Here is a 17,583-nt window from a genome sequence, read left to right on the forward strand (position 1 = left end):
TCAGTATCCCGTGACGGTGTTGACGAGGACGGCAGTGCACATGCGGGTGGGGCTGGTGGCGCGGGCCGCCTGCCAGTCGAAGGTGGCATGGATGCCCTGGGGCCCCGGGATCTCGATCCGCGGGACCGGCAGGTAGACGGCATGGGCGGTGAAGGTGAAGCTGGCGTTCGCGCCGAGGCTGTAGGCAAACTCGAGCTCGCAGGGCGTGCCGTCGATGGCCTGGGTGACGAGGGCGCTATCGGCGAAGCGCACCTCGATCCGGCCGGTCAGCGCGGCCATGCCGGGATCGGCGCCTTCGATCTTGCCGTCGTTGCGGATGGTCTCGATCCGGTCGAGACCGTTGGCATAGGTGATCTCGGCCGAGACGACATTGCCCAGCGCCGTGCCGTTGCGCTTCACCACCCCGTTGAAATGGCCAAAGCGCTGAAGGCCGAGCGAGGTCGGGGTGCCCGCCGCGGTGGCGGCAGCGATGGCCTCGCCTTGGGCAATCAGGCGGGCGGTGGCTGTCAGCAGGCCCGAGCGGTTCATCTGCCAGGACAACTGGTCCATCACGCAGCCGGCATACATCGCGAACCGCGGCACCTCGGGCATGGCCACTTCGATGGCCATGGAGGGCAGGGTCCAGTTGCCCGACTGGAAGGCGTGGGTTTTGGGCGTGGTCCCTGTCGTGGTCGGCGCGCCGAAGGCGGCCTTCAGCCAGAAGCCGAAGGCCTCCACATCGATCGGCACCAGCACCTCGCCATCGGCGGTGACCGCGTCCTTGATGGGGGCCAGGGGATCGCGGCCATAGCCCAGCAGTTCGGAGTTCAGCAGGGGCTGTTCCGCGCCCAGCGTGGTGCGGGCGAAAGGCATCAGCCGATAGCCGCTGACGGGCGGGGTGCCGTAAACGGTTTCGAACGCAAGCGCCATCTGCGCCCGCGCGCCGTGTGCGCGTGCCATGGAGGTCTCCTGTGGATGTGGGGAAATTCAGGCCAGAGGGCCGGTTGTGGTGTAGTGAAGGACGACGGTGATCACCGCCGCCTTCAAGGCCGCGGCGCCCTCGACGGGCAGATCGACTGAGGCCGGGGCTTCCGGTTCAACCCAGTCGCAGAGGCCGCCCAGCGTCCGGTCGGCCTCCAGCACCGTGCCGATGGCGGAGATCAGGTCATCGAAAGCGCTGGCCCGACCGGTGCCCGCCTGCACGACGACCTCCAGCTCGGCGCGGTGCTGGTAGTGATAGCGAAGGGGAGACAGCGTCACCTCTGGCTCGCCCGGCTGACCATCGCGCAGGATGATCAGCCCTGCCGCCGGGATCCGCTCGGGCAGCACCTCGTCACGCAGGGTGAGGGCGGCAAGCGGCTGCAGCCGCGCGTGCAGCGCGGCGAGGACGGATTCGCGGGTGGTCATGGTGAACTGTTACAATCAACAGGGTGACAGAAACTTCCGAGCTGGCTTGGACGCCAATGTGGTAGCATGCTTCTCATAGCCATTTGCGGGAATAGGAGGGAATGATGCCTTTTGCATTTGCAGAACTCGATCGACGCGCAGTCGAAGATCCGGTTTCCCTGATCGCGGATTTTCTGCGCCAACTGCGATCCCTACTTGGAAACATCATCCACGAAACCGTTGAAGGTATTGATTTCAAGGAGGACCTGGGAGAAGAGCGCGAACTGATGGTTGTGGCTCTTGCTGACGCCGATGATCGAGGCTTCTTTCCGCGTTCGGCGGAAGCTCTTCCCGGAGCCCGTGCTCGCCTGGGGGACGCCGGTCTGGAGGGAAGAAGCCTATGGGCCAAGTTCCGGTTTCTCGAGGCACTCAGTGACCAGATCAGGAAGGGAATTCGCAAGGCGCTGAAATATATCCTCGACATGGTGAATGCGGTCCTTGGCTCAATCAAGTCTGCCCTTGGAGCTGCCGGGATAGTTGTTGATGGCGTGGCCGAGCTCAAAGATATGGTCAAGGCAAAGATCGACTTGGCGAACGATTGGTAACCGGTGTGGGCGTAGGTTGTGTGGTTACTCGTTGCGGCTCCACCCCACCACGATCCGCCCCGGCACGCCGTCGATAGCCCGCTCGGCATCACGCGCTAAGTCCAGCCGCTTGCGCAGCTTGACCTGCGGCACCAGCAGGAAGATCGGCACGGTGGTCAGCCCGCGGCCTGACTTCGCGCGGGACGCCACGGCCCGGCCTTTCGAATTCAGCCGCCCCTCGGCCACCAGCAGGCTCGGGCCCCGGCGGCGATAGATGAACCGCAATCGCAGCCCGGTGCGGCGTTCCCATTCGCCGGGGGTGATGCGGCCTCCCCGAGTGGATTTGCCTGCGGCCGGGGTGGGGATGGCCAGCCAGAACCCATCGCGCGACCGGATCAGCGGCCCGGTGTCATGCGCGCCGACGATCACCGGGGCGTTCGACCAGACCAGCGCCGCGGCGTTCAGGCTCTCGCTGCCCTTGGGATAGGTGGCCAGCCGTATCGAGTTGCCGAGCCGGGTGCCCAGCCCGGTGCCCGTGATCTGGCCGCGCCAGGCGGATTTGAGGCCCGCGCCTGCCTCGCGCATGGCGGTGGTGACGGCCTTCTCGCCCGCGCGGATTTCCGCCTGCATCAGGGCCGCGAGGTCGGGGCTGATCTCCAGCTTCATGCTGGCCTCAGGTCCAGCGTCCAGATCAGTCGCTCGCCGTCGCGCAGGGGTTCTCCCTGGATCACATGGCTGTCGGCACCGATGACGATCACGTCACCTGGGCGCGGGGCGGGGAGGTCCGCCACGCGCACGTCCACCACCGTCGTGTCGCTGACGAACCGGCCCGCGCCGAAGTCGGTGACGCGGTCGGGGGCGCGGCGGATGATGCGGATCGGTCGTTCCGCGGACGTCGTGGCCGAGATCCAGAGGGCCGGGGCCGCCATGGAGGCATGGGTGAAGATGCGGTCCATGGCGGCGGCGAAGACGGACATCAGTCGGTCCGTCAGTTCGACGTGTGGAGGCGGATCGCCAGCCGCGGCCGCTTGTTCACCGGCAAGATCGAAGCCTCGGTCATGACGTCGATCCAGCGGCCCTTCTCGTCGAGATGCTGGCGGGCGTAGAGGGGCAGGCCGATGGTGTTGGCGGTTTCCAGCAGGTTCGCGGGGCCGCCATAGGTGGTAAAGGTGTCCATCGTGCCCAAGGGGAAGGCGATCCCTTCGTTCGCGGGGACCAGCCGTTCGGTCGCCTTGGTCGAGAGGGTGACGGTGCCCGAGTATTCCTCGAACAGGATCCCGGCGAAAGGGAAGTTGCGCCGCACGTCCTCGCGCAGGGGCTGGGCGCCGGTCGAGGCGTAGAACTTGTAGGCCTCCTCGGTCTTGGGATGCGCGATCAGCTTGTCGAAGAACTCGCGGCTGACGAGGGCATGGACGCTGGTCATCGCCTCCCCGAGGAGGTTGTCCTCGATGGCGCGCAGCACCTCGCGGACCTTGCCCTGCACGTTGGTGCCTGCGGTGCCGAGGACGAAGTCCACCGAGATCTGCGCCAGGCCGAATTCCGTGAAGTAGTTGTAGAGGGTGGTCCCGGCCCCGTCCTTCACGATGCCGCGCAGCGCGTTCATCTCCATGTATTCGCGGGTCTGGGCATGCTTGCGGCGCATGAGCAGCAGTTTGCGGTTCATCACCTCGACGAGGGGATCTGCCGCGTCGAAGGCGCCGAGGCCGGGTTGTCCCTGGATGTCGGCAGGCAAGACCACGTCGTCATGCGGGATCCACGGCAGGGCGAAGGACCGCATGGACCGGCCTTCGCGGGTGCCGACTGTGGCCGGGCCGCCGAGCGGGACCGAGGGCAGCAGGCTCAGGACGCCCTCGTACTGCTCGATGATGACGGACCGCTGGCTGACGCCTTCGAAGCGGAAAAGGCCGATCTGGGCGAGGCGGGTGTAGAGGTTGGGCAGGATGTTGATGGCCTGCGTCATCTCGGCCAGCGAATAGCCGCCAGCGTCGAAGGGATTGCGGACGAGGGTCATGGTGGGGCTCCGGGGGATGAAGGGATGGGCGCGGCCGGGAGGGCAGCGTCAGACGCCGTCGCGGGCGATGATGCCTGCGGCGGCCAGCTGGCCGATCTTGGTGGTGATCTTGGCCGCGTCATCGACGGTGGCGTCGTAGGCGAGGCCCGCGCGCGAGACGATGGCCGGACCGCGGGCAACGACGATGCCGGTGGCGTCCGCCAGCGTGGCATCGACGGCATAGAGCAGGACAGCCGAGGCGGTCTGTGCGCCATCCGTGCCGCCGCTGGTCGCGAGCTTGTATTTGCCGCTGGCGGTGATGCGGCCGAGGACGGCGCCCACGGGATAGGGCATGCCCGCGAGGAGCGTCACCACTTCGCGGGTGTAGTTCGGGTTGACCTCGTATTTGAGGACATCGCCCATGCTGGGCGGTTCCGTCAGGACGGGCATGGTTCAGTCTCCAGGATGGTGGGTGTGGGGGCGCCCGACCTGGGCAATGCGCGTTAGCGCGAGGCGGCGGCCGACTTTTTCGCGGCTGCGACGATGGGGCTTTCCTTGGTGCCAGCCGCCGGGGCCGTGGCGATGATGCCCGCGGCATCACTGCGCGCGGCAAGATCGGCCAGCACCTTCGCGCGCAGCGCTTCGGGTTTCACACCCTTGGTGACTGCGTCTGCGGCATCGATCTGGATGCCAAGGCGAGCCGCCTGCGCGCAGACCTGAGCGACCTCTGCCGCCTCCGCGCGGATCGCTTCGGGCGACATGGCGGCCGCCGCGGTTTGCGGCGGTGCGATTGCCGTGGGCGCGCCCGGTTCCGGCGCAGGACTGATGGCAGGCGCGGCCGGGGGCTGCGCATGGTCTTCTGGGGCGGTGGTCATCATCGGGCCCTTTCCCTTGGGGTTGGATGTGAGGGTGGTTGTGCCGCGGGGTGAGGCGGCGAAAGCGCGGAAGGCGGTGACCGGATCGGCCACCTCGTCGGCAAGACCGGCGAAGACGGCCGCCTCGCCGCGGAAGACGGCGGCCTCGGTGCCCAGCGCCCGGAGGGTGTCGAGGCGTCGGCCGCGCCCTTCGGCGACAGTTTCGGCGAAGAGCTGGCGCAGGTCCTCCAACTCGCTCGCGATCCGTGCGCGGACGGTCTCGGGCAGGGGCTGGTAAGGGTTCGCATCGACCTTGCGCGCGCCAGCGTGGATCAGGGTCACGGCGATGCCCTTCTGGTCGAGCGCCCCGCTCATGTCGCTGTGCATCGCAACGACACCGATGCTGCCGACAGCGCCGGTGCGGGGCAGGACAATCCGGTCGGCCTGGGAGGCGAGGGCGTAGGCGGCCGAGAGGGCGTGATCCGCGACGAAGGCATGGATGGGTTTCACCTGACGCACGGCCCGGATGCGATCCGCCAGATCGAAGGCCCCCGCGACCTCCCCGCCGAAACTGTCAATGTCGAGGGCGATGCCACGAATGGTGGGGTCGGCGACGGCCGCCTGCAGCTGGGCCGCAATCCCCTCGTAGGAGGTCAGACCGGAGGATTGCCCGATCCAGGCCCCGCGATGCACCAGCGTGCCAGCGATCTCGATCACCGCGATCCCGTCGACGACCGCGAAGGGCTGGCCGCCGTTGCGCGCCTGGCGGCTGGTCAGGTCGTCGCTGAAGAGAGAGGCGCGGGCAGGGAGTGCGGCGGTGGCCTGATCTGCGGGATTCACGAGCATTCCCTCGACCGTGATTTCCCTGCCGGTGATCCGCGGGCCGAGCCCGGTCAGGAAGGCCAGCGCCTTGGCGGGATCGACCATCAGGGGCGTGTTGAAGACGCGCTGGGCGATCTGGGTGTGATGCATCATGCGTCCTCCGCGGGCTGGGGTTCCCGCTCCTCGCCGTCGTCGTTCTCGCGCTGCTCCTCTTTGTCAGGGTCCGTTTGGCCGCCCTGATCCTCGATGCCGCCGCCTGCTGCCTGCGCGGGCGAACCCGGCCGCCGGAAGTCGAGGCCGAGTTCCGCCTCGCGCTTGCGTTCTGCGGCGATTTCCCGGTCGACTTGCTCCGCATCGTAGCCGCGCTCTGCGATAGCTTGCGTTCGGGATTTCAGGCCCGCCTCGATCTGCAGGATCTCGGCCGCGGCATCCTTGGCGGGGTCGATCCAGTCCCATTTCGTGGGGAGCCAGTCGCAGGCAAGGTATGCGCGCCGGTCGGTCGCATAGCCAGGCAGGTCGATTGCGCCCGCCAGAACGGCCATGTCCATCCAGCGCGTCCAGACCGCGCGGCAGAGCTGATAGACCATCACCGAATGCTGGAAGGCCGAGATGCGGCGGCGGAAGTCGACCAGCGCAATGCGGGTGTTCGAGAAGTTTCCCCTCGCCGTGTCACCGGTCAGATAGCCATAGGGCACGCCCAGCGCGGCCCCGATCTGCAGCAGTGTGCGGTACTGGAACGGCTCATAGGTGCTGCCAGAGTCGGGGGTGGATGGGGTGGTGACGTCCTCACCGGGATCGAGCCGCACCACCTGACCCGGTTCCACTTCCAGATCGTCCTCGGCGGGATCGAGGGCGGTTTCCGGGGCGGGCGAGGTGATGAACATCGCGAACATCGCCGCTGTTTTCTTCCGCTCGAGTTCGGCGTCGTCATAGAGGTCCAACGTGAAGAGCTTCACTACGGCCGCGGCAAAGCGAGACACGCCGCGCAGCTGACCTGCCTCCACCGGGTCGAGGATCTGGATCACCTCCGAGGCCGGAACCCGGACGGTTTCCCCGGCCAGCCCCGGATCGGTCATGTCGCCCGGATGGCGGCGGAGGAAGTGATATGCCACTCGCCGCCCGATCCCGTCGAACTCGATGCCCTGCCGGATCGAACCCGCGCCGGGCAGCACGCGGGTCATGTCTTGGGGCAGCATCTCCGAGGCCAGCATCTGCAGCTGCATCGGCACGGTCAGCCCATCTTCCTGACGCCGCGTGCGGATGCGCAGGAAGACCTCGCCCGCCAGGAACACCTCGCGCGCGGCCCGCCGCTGCAGGCCGAAGAAATCGGTCAGACCCTCGGCATCGGCCTCGTCGGTCCAGGCGAGCCAGAGCTTCTGCAGCTCCTCCTTTTTTGCCGCGTCCGCGATCTTCGATGAGGGCTTGATCCCGTCGCCGACGACATGGTTCGCGAAGGCGTCGACTGCGTTGGCGGCGTAGCCATTGTTCCTGACCAGCCAGCGTGCGCGGGCGGTGATCGTCTCGCCGGAAGCTGCGATCAGCGTGTTTACATGGGCGCGGGTGGCGCGAAATCCGCGCATGCGCCGATGGGACTGAGCGGCGTCGAACCCGCCGATGATCGAGCCAAGGCGCGCGCGGAAGGCGTCGAGAACCATGGTCACAGACCCTTGGTTGCAACGGTGCCCCAGCGCCGACGACGCGGGGTGGCCGAGGCGGTGGCGATGCGCGCCTCCAGATCCCGAATGGCTGCGGCAAGTTCCGCGTCCGAGCCATAGCTCACGGTCTTGCCGTCGTAGCTGACGCTGCGCAGCCCGGCGAAGCGGGCCTCTTGCAGCGCGGTCAGCAGGGCCTGCATGCGTTCCAGGTCCATCAGTCCCTCATGAAGTTCGGGGTGTAGGCCCGCCGCTTCCGGCGTGGCGTGGTCAGTGTTCCGGCCTTTGGTTGGGCCGTGTCGTGTGTGGCGATATCGGTTGCGGTGGCCGTGGGCATGCGCGTTTCCACGCCTGCCTGCGCTTCCAGCCGCCGCCAGGTGGCTTCATCCCAACGGTCGGCGCCGAGGATCCATGCCGCGGCACGGGCGTAGACCCGGCAGTCCAGCGCCTCGTTCCGCTCGCGCATCTTCTGCCATTCCTGATGGGCATAGCCGCGCTTGTTGCGGATGGTGACCAGCTGCTCCGCCACCAGCTGCTTCAGCCATTCGGTGTCGGCCCAGTCGGGAAGGTGGATCGTGCCGGAGGCGTCAAGCATGCCCACAGCCCGGTCCTCGTCGGACGGCCGTTCGATCCGCAGAAAGCGGTAGGTTTCCGCCTTGAACGTCGCCGTGGCCACCGACCAGAGCCGCGCGCCCCGGCGCAGGCGTTTGCCACCGATGGTGGCGTCGACATAGGTCGGGCCAGAGACCGGCGCGGCCCGGTTGAAGCCCTCTAGGCCCTTCAGGGGTGCCACTTGCTCGAACCCAACCTTGCGTGACCAGGCATAGACCGCCGCGGCCTCATAGCCGGTGTCGATGCCAAGCCGCGCCACGGTCATGAATGCGCCGTTGTCATGCTGCCACGACCGGCCGAGCAGCTCCGTCAGCTTGTCCCAGGCGGCCGGATCGTCAGGGCCGCCCGGGATGACGATGTGATCGACGAGCCAGCTTTCCATGCCCCGGCCCCAGGCCCAGATGTCGACCTCAATGCGGTCCCTCTGGACGTCGGCCCCGGCCGTCAGGAACAGCCCGGCCATGGGCACCGTGCCGGGTTTCCACACCTCGCGCCGATCCGCCAACCGCTGCCATTCCGGCGCGTCGCCCGACTCGACCCATGTCTCGCCCAAGAGCGTGTTGCGCGCGGCGCGCAGCGTCTCGTCCGACCCTTGGGCCGCCAGCCATTCCCGCGCGACGTCGGACCAGCTTTTCCAGCCCAAGGGTGAATAGAGCGCCGAGAGGTGGAAGCCGATGGCCTTCGGATCCTTGGAAACTGCTGTTGCCCGCCATTCCCCCTTGGCCAGCATCTCCGTCTTGTGATGCTCCGCGATGGCCCGTTCACATCTTTCGCAGTGATAGGCCGCGGTTTCCGGCTTCCCCTTCGCCCAGCGCAGCCGGTCGAACTGCAGCCACTGCATCGCCCCGCAATGCGGGCAGGGCACGAAGTAGCGCCTCTGGTCGCTGGCTTCGAATTCCCGCTCGATCCGGCTCAGGCCCCGGATCGTGGGCGTCGAGACCATGAACACCTTGCGCCGGTGCGAGAAGGTGGTGGTCCGGGCTTCCGCCAGCGTAACGGGATCGCCCTCTTCGTCGGCCGAGGCGGGATAGGCGTCGACCTCGTCCAGAAACACATAGCGCGCGGGCATCGACCGCAGGCCGGTCGCCGAATTGGCGCCGGTCAGCACCAGGATGCCGCCCGGGAATTCCTTCGACAGCATCGAGTTCCCGGCGTCGCGCGACCGGGCCGGGTTCACCCGCTCGCGGAGCGCCGGGCTGTCCGCGATCAAGGGGTCAAGACGACCGCGAGACGTCCGCTTCGCCAGTTCCAGACTCGGCAGCACCGCCAGCATCGGGCCCGGAGCGTGGTGGATCACGAAGCCGATCCAGTTGTTGCCCGCCTCGGTCGCCCCGACCTGTGCGGCCTTCATGAAGGTGATGCGCTGCGCCGGGTGGCCGGGCGACAGCGCATCCATGATCTCGCGCAGGTAGGGCGCGCGGGCGGTGCGATAGCGGCCCGGTTCGGCAGCGCCCCGCGACGACAGCCAGCGATGCTGATCCGCCCATTCCGACACCGTCAGGTTCGGATCGGGGCGCAGCCCCTGCCGCCAGACCCGGAGCAGATCCTCGGCGCCGTCGAAGCCGAGGTCGAGGTCGGCCGTCAGGTCGTTGTCATCGTCCTCATCATGCAAGCGAGACCCGGAGGTCGGCGAGGGCGTCGAGCTGTTCGCGGACATGGGCTTCCAGCACCCTCTGCATGATCGCGGTCTCGATCGTCACCGATGCCCCGGATTGTCGTTCCACCTCCGCCATGATCTGCGCCGCCATCAGCGCGGCCACCCGTCCGGGCCAGGTCACCCAGACATCCCGTTCCTGCCGCGCCAGACGGAAGACGAGGGTCTCTGCCCGCGCACGGTCGACAAGCGTGCCCTTCTTCTTCTGGACCGCGATCTGTTTGTCCTGCGCGGCATAGACCGTCAGCAGCGTGCGAGCCTTGATGTAGGACGAGGTCTCGCCCGCACCGCTGGCGAGGGTTTCGCTACCCAAGGACCGGCGCTGCTGGTCGGGGTCCGTCATCTCCGCCCGCCGCACATCCGAGGCCGCGGCATTGATCGACCCGTCGTCATGGACCACCAGTCGTCCGTTCTTGCGCGCCTTCTGCACCCCCCCGCGCGACAGGCCGGAATGGGCCGCATACTCGCGTTCGCTCATGCCTTTCATGGCGCGGATAGTCCGATCAACCCAATGATATCGCTTGGTATTCAGTTGATTGGCGGGCGCGACAGAGCGAATCTGATCGCAAGGAAACGATGCAACTCACTTGAGGAACCCCGCCATGACCACCCGCCGCGTTGCCGACAACTCCAAGGCCCTCGACGCCTTCATCGCCGCCAAGGCAGAGATCGACGTGATGCTGGAGCGCCTGAAGGCCCTGAGCGACGACCATTTCGAATTCGATCCGGACGCCATCAACTGGGGTGCCGTCGGATCGCTCAACAGCGTTGCCGCCGATCTGCGCAAGATCACCGACTTCCTCTTTGGCGAGGGTGAACACGCCGCCTGACGCGCCGAAACGGCGCGATGGCCGCCCCGTCCGACGACGGGGCTTGCCTCCGTAGAAGGCGCGCAAATCGCGCGCCACAGCGCCCGGAGGCCCCCGATGACTACCCCGTCCGACACCCAGTCCCTGATCCTCTCCCGCGCCGCGACCCGGCCGGGGAACCTCGCCCAGCCGCTGCCCGAGGGGCTGGTCGGCGCCGCTGCCAAGATGGTCGTCGGCAAGATGATCGCCCGCGGCTGGCTCGAGGAGGTCGAGGCCAACCTGCGTCGAGGCGAGCCGATGTGGCGCGAGACCGGCGACGGCCACGGCACCACGCTGATCGCGACCGCGGCCGGGCTGGAGGTCATCGGGATCGAGCCGTTGGCGGCCAGCGCCGTTGCCATCGCGCGGAAGGCGAAGGCAAAGGCGGAACCCGCGCCCGACGACACCGACACCGCGAAACCTGTCGCCATCCGCGCTGGCACCAAGCAGGCCCAGATCATCGCCATGCTTCAGCGCCCCGAGGGGGCGTCCATCGCCGAAATTGTGGCGGCGACGTCTTGGCAAGCTCACACCGCGAGGGGAGCCATTTCCGGGGCGCTCAAGAAGAAGCTGGGCCTGCCGATCAAAGCCGAGAAGGTCGAGGGCAGGGGGACGGTGTATCGGATATCTCCTCTGATCCCGAACCTTTGAACGACAGTGACACGTCTTTTTCTGTCCTGTACCGTCCAGTCCGATATTTACTTTCGGTGAATCGATGACTGATGACGCTGCCGCGACAGAAAAACCCAAAGCGGTCCGAGAGCACTGCCCAGAGTGCAACGCCGAACGTGTTTGCGAAGTTCACGGTCATATCTACGTGCCATGGCATTGGGACGACAAATACAACGGCTATTCGATGGGTGGTGGCGTCGATCATTCCCTTCTCCAGTGCCGCGGGTGTGAAACAGTCTTCTACCTTCATGACAGTTGGAACGATGAAGACCTTGACCACTGGTACGATCACAATGGCGAAACGCAGACTGAAGCGGTGCGAACCAAGATCACATACCCAAAACCGGAAAGCGCCACCAAGCCACTTTGGCTGGATGCCATTGGGAAGATCGATAGCCAGCTTCAGGCAATTCTGAATGAAATGTATGTCGCCCGAGACAACGAAGCGTACATTCTGACTGCCGTCGGACTTCGCACCGCGCTTGACCGTGGCACCGAAGTGCTTGGAATCGATCCGGCCAAAACTTTTGCAGAAAAGCTTTCCGACCTACAGAACGGCGGATGGATTGGGGCGACAGAGCACGACATTCTAGAGGTGATAACCGATGCTGGTAACGCTGCAGCTCATCGCGGCTGGTCGCCTGACTCTAAAGACGTTGATCAGCTCCTTTATGCCATGGAAGTGTTCCTGCAACGCGCGTTCATCGTCGGGAAAAAGGCACTGAGCATCAAGAGCGCTATTCCCCCGAAGCCAAAACGCCAGAAAGTCGCAAAAACCACCTGAGGCATTGAGGATGGTCTAGCTATTTCAAGGGCGGTGGACAGCCTTCGCCTTCCGCCCCGTCGCCATCTCCCACCTCCGCACGGCCACGTCGCAATAGACCGGGTCCAGTTCCACCGCGCAGCACAGCCGCCCGGTGCGTTCTGCCGCGATCAACTGTGTCCCAGAACCGCAGAAGGGTTCGAACACGAGGTCGCCGGTGTCGGTGAAAGCCTCCAGCACGGCCTCGACCAGCGCCACGGGGAAGACGGCCGGGTGCGACCCGGCAGCACCCAGCCCGCCCTTGTGGCGCATGATGCGGAACACGCTGTCCGGGATGCGGTGGCTCTGGATCGCGTTTCCGTAGCCGGTCTTGCGATGGACCGTGCCGTCCGCGCCGCGCAGGCCGCCGCCGCCGAGGGTTTCGCCCGCGTGCTTGCTCTCGACCGTCTTGTTCGGCTTCCGCGGCTGGCGGTTGAAGTGGAAGATGAACTCGTGCGACGGCGCCAGCCGCCCGTTCCAGTCGCCGGGTAGGCCTGGCCCCTGGTCCCAGACATACCAGCCGAACCGTCGCCAGCCCTGCGTGCGCATCCAGTCGACCCAGCCCTCCCAATACGGGATCCACTCGCCATCGCGATGGACGAGGCCGAGGTTCACCAGCAGCTGGGCATCGGCGGTGACGGGCGCTGCGGCAAAGACGTCCTGCATCAGCGCATCCCAATCACCGACCTTCTCTTTCGCTGCGCCGTAGTCGCGCTGCTGGGCATAGGGCGGCGAGGTGAACATCAGCGAGACCTGCGCCCCGTCCATCAGCCGCGCCACCACACCCGGGTCAGTGGCATCGCCGCAGATCAGCCGGTGATCGCCCAGCGCCCAGATGTCACCTGGCTGCGTGATCGGGTCGGCCGGAGACCCCGGAATGCTGTCGGCGGTGTCGTCGTCGATGGGCGCGCGGTCGTCGGCATTGTGCAGCAGGCCGTCCAGTTCATCGTCAGGGATGCCGATAAGCCCAAGGTCGAAATCCTCGGCCATCAGCCCGCGCAGTTCCTCGAGCAGTAGCGCCTCGTCCCATCCGCCCAGTTCGGTCAGCTTATTGTCGGCAATCCGATAGGCGCGTCGCTGTGCCTCGGTCAGATGGCCCAGCACGATGACCGGTGCCTCTACCAGCCCGAGCTGCGCGGCGGCCAGGATGCGGCCGTGGCCCGCGATCAACTCGCCATCGGCCGCCACCAGCACCGGCACGGTCCAGCCGAACTCGGCCATGCTGGCGGCGATCTTCGCCACCTGGTCGGCGTCATGTGTCTTGGCGTTGCGGGCATATGGCCGGAGACGGGCCAGAGGCCAATACTCGGTCCGGCCGGGCAGGAGGGGCGCGTTCATGCGGCGAGCCGCTTGGTCTTGAGGGCGGCGAAGGTCTCGCCGGTTTCCGCCAGAACGGCCTCCTGGCCGGTGAAAGCCTGCCAACGCGCGACGGCCACATCGACATAGGCGGGGTTCAGTTCGACCCCGAAGCTGACCCGCCCCGTCGTCTCGGCCGCGATCAGAGTGGTGCCTGATCCCATGAACGGCTCATAGACCGCCTGGCCGGGGCTCGAGTTGTTCAGGATCGGCCGCCGTATGCATTCCACCGGCTTCTGCGTGCCATGCACGGTGTCCGCATCCTGATCCCGGTTGGCGATCTGCCACAGCGTCGTCTGCTTGCGGTCCCCCGCCCAGTGACCCTTGCCCTTGGCCCGCACGGCATACCAGCAGGGTTCATGCTGCCAGTGATAATCGCCGCGGCTGAGGACCAGCCGGTCCTTCGCCCAGATGATCTGCGACCGGATGGCGAAGCCCGCCGCCACGAGGCTGTCGGCGACGGTCGCCGCGTGCAGCGCCCCGTGCCAGACATAGGCGACATCACCGGGGAACAGTGCCCATGCCTCGCGCCAGTCGGCGCGGTCGTCGTTTAGCACCTTGCCGGTGCGTTTTGTCTTCGCGGCCCCCGCGGCATTGCGCCAGGAGGGATCGTATTCGACGCCGTAGGGCGGATCGGTCACCATCAGCTGGGGGCGCACATCAGCGAGCAGCCGCCCCACGACATCGGACGCTGTGCTGTCGCCGCAGATCAGCCGATGCGCGCCCAGATGCCAGAGATCGCCCGGCACCGAAACTGGCGTGACAGGCAGCTCCGGAACATCGTCCTCGCCCTCGACCGGACCATCGCCGCCCAGCGCCTCCGGATCCCGCAAAAGCGCGTCGAGATCGTCGTCGCTGATGCCGAGCAGGCTCAGGTCGAAATCCTCGGCCAAAAGCCCCGCGATCTCGTCGCGGAGCAGCGCCTCGTCCCATTCGCCCAGTTCCGTCAGCTTGTTGTCGGCGATCCGGTAGGCGCGGCGCTCGGCCTCGTCGAGGTGGCTGAGCCGGATCACCGGCACCTCGGTCAGACCGAGCATGGTCGCGGCCATGACCCGGCCATGTCCCGCGATCAGTTCGCCGTCGTCGGCAACCATGCAGGGGACGGTCCAGCCGAACTTGGCCATGCTGGCGGCGATCTTCGCCACCTGATCGTCGCCGTGCATCTTGGCATTGCGGGCATAAGGGCGAAGTCGGGCAAGCGGCCAGGTTTCGATCTGGCTCGGCGCGAAGACGAGGTCCATGGGATGGGGCTCGGGATGAGGGGGACGGAAAATGAAAAGCGCCCGCGAGGGGGTTCCTCCGGGCGCAATTCTTCGATGATCAAGGGGTAGGTCAATGGGGGCAGGTCTGTCAACCCGAAAAGTGAAGCGGATTCAACAGCTTCTGACGAATTGGCTTTCCGGGGCGGTTTCCGGCCACCTGGCTTCCCCGGAGGTGGCTTCCCTGGCTTCCCGCCGGGAATCCACCCCCCCCAGATAGTGATTCCGCAAGCCGCTGATCTGACTCAAGAATTCCGGCATCAGCGCAAGGTGGCTTCCGCCTGGCTTCCCCGGTGAAACTCCCTCACGCTAGCGAACCGCCGCGCTGCGCCCCCCCGCATACGTTCAGGGCCGGGGAGGAACCAGAGGAGGGGGGCGAATCCTTCGTCTTTACGTGCGCTTCGACTTTGAGAGTGCAGCTCGATCAGTTTGACGTACCAGAAACAAGCCGCTCCGACAGCGCGTCTAGACCATCCCCAACTCATCAAAGATTGCGTCAATTGCAGGGTTGGACGCTGCCTGTCGGACGCGGGACCTTACGGCAGTTCTATTCAGCTCCAACCTAACGAAGCCATCGCCTTTCTTTCGGATAAGCTGAATTCGAGTAAAGCGGTCGCCATGCTTTTCGGCAAACTCGGCAAGTCCCTGCGCTTTGTACAGGTTATCAGCGCGACTGTCGTCATGCGGCTCCAGAATGTCGAAAACGAAATCCGCGCCCTTGCTCCTCACGATCAGCATATCGGGGAACATCGGTTTCCAAGTTCCGCTCACTTGGTAGGGGATCTCAAGAGACCAGGGTTTCCTGTCGAGATTTCGCAGCCATCCAACGAAGTCATCTCGGCCCATTTCAAGCTTCAGGACATCAGCTTCCCAAGGGTTCAGGGTTGTGCGGAACGATCCATCATCTTCGACATAGAGGTGATGGCTCCAGGTGGGTTCCGTGGTGTCGCGGCGAAAATCAATGGTGTCCTGCAGCCGCCAAGGTGTGCTTGAGGGGGTGGAAGACGCTGATTTCAGCTTGTCGTACCCGGCGCGCACCTGTTCGGTAAGTTTGGAAATCGCATGTCGGTGTGCGTCATAGAGCGCTTCAAACTTAGCCTTCGACTTGTTCTCCAACGCAGAGCGCGCTGCCGCAGATGCAGCCACGATGATTGCTTCCAGTTTCACCTCCTGACCGTCACGTTCCGCGTTTGCCTTTCGGTAAAGCTGGTGAAGGCCATACCCTTGTCCTAAGGTGCGACCTGCGTCTTCAAACTGCCGGTCGACATCGAGATCTGACACGTCAACGGTGTAGTCCTCTTGGCCTTCCGCCATTCCGGTCACGCCCGTGACCATGACTGTGCGCAAGCCAACCTTTGTGAAGGACTTGCGCGCCTTCTCGAAGTCGCCAGATGCTTTCAACACGGCAACCTGCTCGCCGATCCATGACACGGCGTCAGCTTTGGCATCATCCCAGGCGTTCGGGTCGATCCCATCCATCGTTAGTCGGCTTGCTATCGCCTGGTAACGACGGATGTCGCTCTGAGCCCGAACCGCGTTCACGCGATAGGTGACGAGCTCGACTGCCTCGATAGCCTCGAAAATACTCTCGGTGCCGGGTCGACGGTGCAGGGTGACAAGCTTCGTCCCCTCTCCTGTCTCGGCAGGAACGATATCGTCGCTGGTTTGTAGTGCTGTGATGACCTGCTCGACCGCCGCTGCATTGAAATGAGGCAGATAAAGGTGGACGTCGTTCAGCTCGGCCGTGCTTTCGATCCTGCGCGCCAAAGGCGTCCGAACCATGCGCCCGAGAAGCTGTGCGATGTAGGTGTGGTCCTGCGCGCTACGGAAAGACATCATGACTTCTGCCCGTGGGCAATCCCATCCGGTAGAAAGCGCCATCTTGAAGAATACCACCGAGACGTCTGCGTCGTCGTCGATGCGAGAAGGATCGATGTAGCGGATTGCGCGGTCGCCGACCTTCAGGCCCCCTTTATCCATCAATGCATGCGCGAGCTCGGAATCCCGAAGGGGACGGCCAATGCCATCTTCAACCGCCTTGATCGCGTCCGCCAGGTTGGTTCGGGTGGGTGCGCCATCTTCAATCTGGATGACGAGAATGGGTCGCACAGGCCTTTCGCCCTCGTCCTTGCAGTAGGATGCCCATTGGTCGGTCATGACCTGCCATCGCCGTGCCGCCTCTTCAAGGATGCCCATTTCGGCATTCGTCGGGTTGGCGGGGTGGTGGATTAGGACACGCTCCTTGATCAGTCCGGACTTTTTCACATCCTCGACTGGCACTGGTACCTTGTGCTGGGTGTGGTCGGTGTCAGCCAGCAGCTCGTTGAAACGCTTGGGGGTTGCAGAGACGCCAATGATCAGCGGCATCTTCACCAGGCCGGTTTCCTTGTTGCCTTTGATGAACTGCTGAATGATCGTTTGTGCCGTTGCGCTGCCCTTGCCAGTGGTCATCCCACGATGGGCTTCATCGATCACCACATAGAACCTGTCCGGGATCGCGCGCGCGGTGTTCGTCAGCGTTGTCCAGATAGAATAGCTGCGCCCATCGCCGACGGTCGTGAGCAGCCGGTCGCTGGCCAGCTTTTGGGTGTTGATGAAATAGATCTTGCCACCGGCCAGGCGCTCTTCGTCGAAGCTGGCTGTGATCACCTCCAGCTGACCGACCCGGTAGACCTTGTCGGACTGACGTTCGATCTTGAGCTTCGTCTGCTCATTCAGCTCGGGCATGTCCGACACCCAGAGGATGACCGCATCCGGCTGGGGTACCCAATCCAGCGGCCAGTCCAGCTGTTCGTCGGGCTGGTCGAGGATCGCCTCGAACAAGGCCGTCATGATGATCGTCTTGCCGCTTCCTGTGGGCGCGGACAGTGTGATTGCCTGCGGGGCTTCAGGCGACGCCGCGGGACGGGCCAGCATCAGCCGCTTTCGAAGGTTGTGCAGGGCATCCTTCTGGAAATCGAACAGTTCAATCTTCATGCGACGCCCCCGATGCCAGCAGCGGCATCTTCCGCCCGCGTATTGATTGTAAAGTTCACAAGGTAGTCCCGGTAGAGCTGAACTGTGTTTCGGCGTGCAATTTTGACCCCCCAGGCGGGGTGATCGGCGTCCAATTT

18 protein-coding genes are annotated in these 17,583 nt (G+C 65.3%); 4 read left to right on the forward strand and 14 right to left on the reverse strand.

Going from position 1 to position 17,583, the window contains the following annotated elements; all coding sequences use genetic code 11:
• Together FG154_RS17280 and FG154_RS17285 are read right to left on the reverse strand one after the other, a co-directional pair.
• A complete protein-coding gene (locus tag FG154_RS17280) occupies nt 1-939 on the reverse strand; it encodes a phage tail tube protein (protein ID WP_145110611.1) in 939 nt (312 codons plus the stop codon).
• Nucleotides 940-966: 27 nt separating this feature from the next.
• Complete coding sequence (locus tag FG154_RS17285) at nt 967-1,386, reverse strand: acyl-CoA transferase (RefSeq protein ID WP_145110613.1); 420 nt, start codon at nt 1,384-1,386, stop codon at nt 967-969.
• 101 nt (nt 1,387-1,487) lie between these two features.
• On the opposite strand from FG154_RS17285, the gene FG154_RS17290 reads away from it, so the two are divergent.
• Nucleotides 1,488-1,970, forward strand: coding sequence for a hypothetical protein (locus FG154_RS17290; RefSeq protein ID WP_186312423.1), 483 nt, complete (start codon nt 1,488-1,490; stop codon nt 1,968-1,970).
• 24 nt (nt 1,971-1,994) lie between these two features.
• Here the strand turns inward: FG154_RS17290 and FG154_RS17295 are convergent, their stop codons facing one another.
• From FG154_RS17295 to FG154_RS17335, 9 genes are read right to left on the reverse strand one after another with little or no spacing between them, the layout of a single operon-like run.
• Nucleotides 1,995-2,615 carry a DUF6441 family protein gene (locus tag FG154_RS17295; RefSeq protein ID WP_145110619.1) on the reverse strand — a complete coding sequence of 207 codons (621 nt, stop codon included), beginning with the start codon at nt 2,613-2,615 and terminating at the stop codon, nt 1,995-1,997.
• Nucleotides 2,612-2,926: a head-tail joining protein gene (locus tag FG154_RS17300; protein WP_145110622.1), complete on the reverse strand. Its 315-nt coding sequence runs from the start codon at nt 2,924-2,926 to the stop codon at nt 2,612-2,614. Before FG154_RS17300 ends, FG154_RS17295 begins: the two co-directional genes overlap by 4 nt.
• An 11-nt stretch (nt 2,927-2,937) precedes the next feature.
• On the reverse strand, nt 2,938-3,960 hold the full coding sequence (locus tag FG154_RS17305; RefSeq protein ID WP_145110625.1) for a major capsid protein: 1,023 nt from the start codon (nt 3,958-3,960) through the stop codon (nt 2,938-2,940).
• Nucleotides 3,961-4,008: 48 nt separating this feature from the next.
• Nucleotides 4,009-4,389 (reverse strand): head decoration protein, encoded by a 381-nt coding sequence (locus FG154_RS17310; protein WP_145110629.1) that lies wholly within the window; start codon nt 4,387-4,389, stop codon nt 4,009-4,011.
• A 53-nt stretch (nt 4,390-4,442) separates the two neighbouring features.
• Nucleotides 4,443-5,765, reverse strand: coding sequence for a S49 family peptidase (locus FG154_RS17315; RefSeq protein ID WP_145110671.1), 1,323 nt, complete (start codon nt 5,763-5,765; stop codon nt 4,443-4,445).
• A complete protein-coding gene (locus tag FG154_RS17320; protein ID WP_145110632.1) occupies nt 5,765-7,270 on the reverse strand; it encodes a phage portal protein in 1,506 nt (501 codons plus the stop codon). Before FG154_RS17320 ends, FG154_RS17315 begins: the two co-directional genes overlap by 1 nt.
• A 2-nt stretch (nt 7,271-7,272) precedes the next feature.
• Nucleotides 7,273-7,485: a phage head-tail joining protein gene (locus FG154_RS17325; protein WP_145110635.1), complete on the reverse strand. Its 213-nt coding sequence runs from the start codon at nt 7,483-7,485 to the stop codon at nt 7,273-7,275.
• Nucleotides 7,485-9,536, reverse strand: coding sequence for a phage terminase large subunit family protein (locus FG154_RS17330; RefSeq protein WP_145110638.1), 2,052 nt, complete (start codon nt 9,534-9,536; stop codon nt 7,485-7,487). Before FG154_RS17330 ends, FG154_RS17325 begins: the two co-directional genes overlap by 1 nt.
• Entirely contained in the window at nt 9,484-10,020 is a 537-nt protein-coding gene (locus FG154_RS17335; protein ID WP_145110641.1) for a hypothetical protein, read from the reverse strand. The genes FG154_RS17330 and FG154_RS17335 overlap by 53 nt, the downstream gene beginning before the upstream one ends.
• Nucleotides 10,021-10,135: 115 nt before the next feature.
• On the opposite strand from FG154_RS17335, the gene FG154_RS17340 reads away from it, so the two are divergent.
• The 3 genes from FG154_RS17340 (at nt 10,136) to FG154_RS17350 (ending at nt 11,837) form a co-directional block, all read left to right on the forward strand.
• Nucleotides 10,136-10,363 carry a hypothetical protein gene (locus tag FG154_RS17340; RefSeq protein ID WP_145110644.1) on the forward strand — a complete coding sequence of 76 codons (228 nt, stop codon included), beginning with the start codon at nt 10,136-10,138 and terminating at the stop codon, nt 10,361-10,363.
• Nucleotides 10,364-10,459: 96 nt separating this feature from the next.
• On the forward strand, nt 10,460-11,032 hold the full coding sequence (locus tag FG154_RS17345) for a DUF3489 domain-containing protein (RefSeq protein ID WP_145110647.1): 573 nt from the start codon (nt 10,460-10,462) through the stop codon (nt 11,030-11,032).
• Between the two features lie 64 nt (nt 11,033-11,096).
• Nucleotides 11,097-11,837 (forward strand): DUF4145 domain-containing protein, encoded by a 741-nt coding sequence (locus FG154_RS17350; protein ID WP_145110650.1) that lies wholly within the window; start codon nt 11,097-11,099, stop codon nt 11,835-11,837.
• 24 nt (nt 11,838-11,861) lie between these two features.
• Here FG154_RS17350 and FG154_RS17355 read toward each other — a convergent pair whose 3' ends face one another.
• The 3 genes from FG154_RS17355 to FG154_RS17365 all read right to left on the reverse strand — a co-directional run bounded on the left by FG154_RS17355 (nt 11,862) and on the right by FG154_RS17365 (nt 17,446).
• Nucleotides 11,862-13,193, reverse strand: a complete 1,332-nt coding sequence (locus FG154_RS17355; RefSeq protein WP_145110653.1) for a site-specific DNA-methyltransferase — start codon at nt 13,191-13,193, stop codon at nt 11,862-11,864.
• Nucleotides 13,190-14,452 carry a site-specific DNA-methyltransferase gene (locus FG154_RS17360; RefSeq protein ID WP_145110656.1) on the reverse strand — a complete coding sequence of 421 codons (1,263 nt, stop codon included), beginning with the start codon at nt 14,450-14,452 and terminating at the stop codon, nt 13,190-13,192. The genes FG154_RS17355 and FG154_RS17360 overlap by 4 nt, the downstream gene beginning before the upstream one ends.
• 483 nt (nt 14,453-14,935) lie before the next feature.
• A complete protein-coding gene (locus tag FG154_RS17365) occupies nt 14,936-17,446 on the reverse strand; it encodes a DEAD/DEAH box helicase (RefSeq protein ID WP_145110659.1) in 2,511 nt (836 codons plus the stop codon).
• Nucleotides 17,447-17,583: the final 137 nt, after the last annotated feature.

It is taken from the genome of Cereibacter sediminicola (genome assembly GCF_007668225.1).
GTDB classification, from domain to species: domain Bacteria; phylum Pseudomonadota; class Alphaproteobacteria; order Rhodobacterales; family Rhodobacteraceae; genus Cereibacter_A; species Cereibacter_A azotoformans.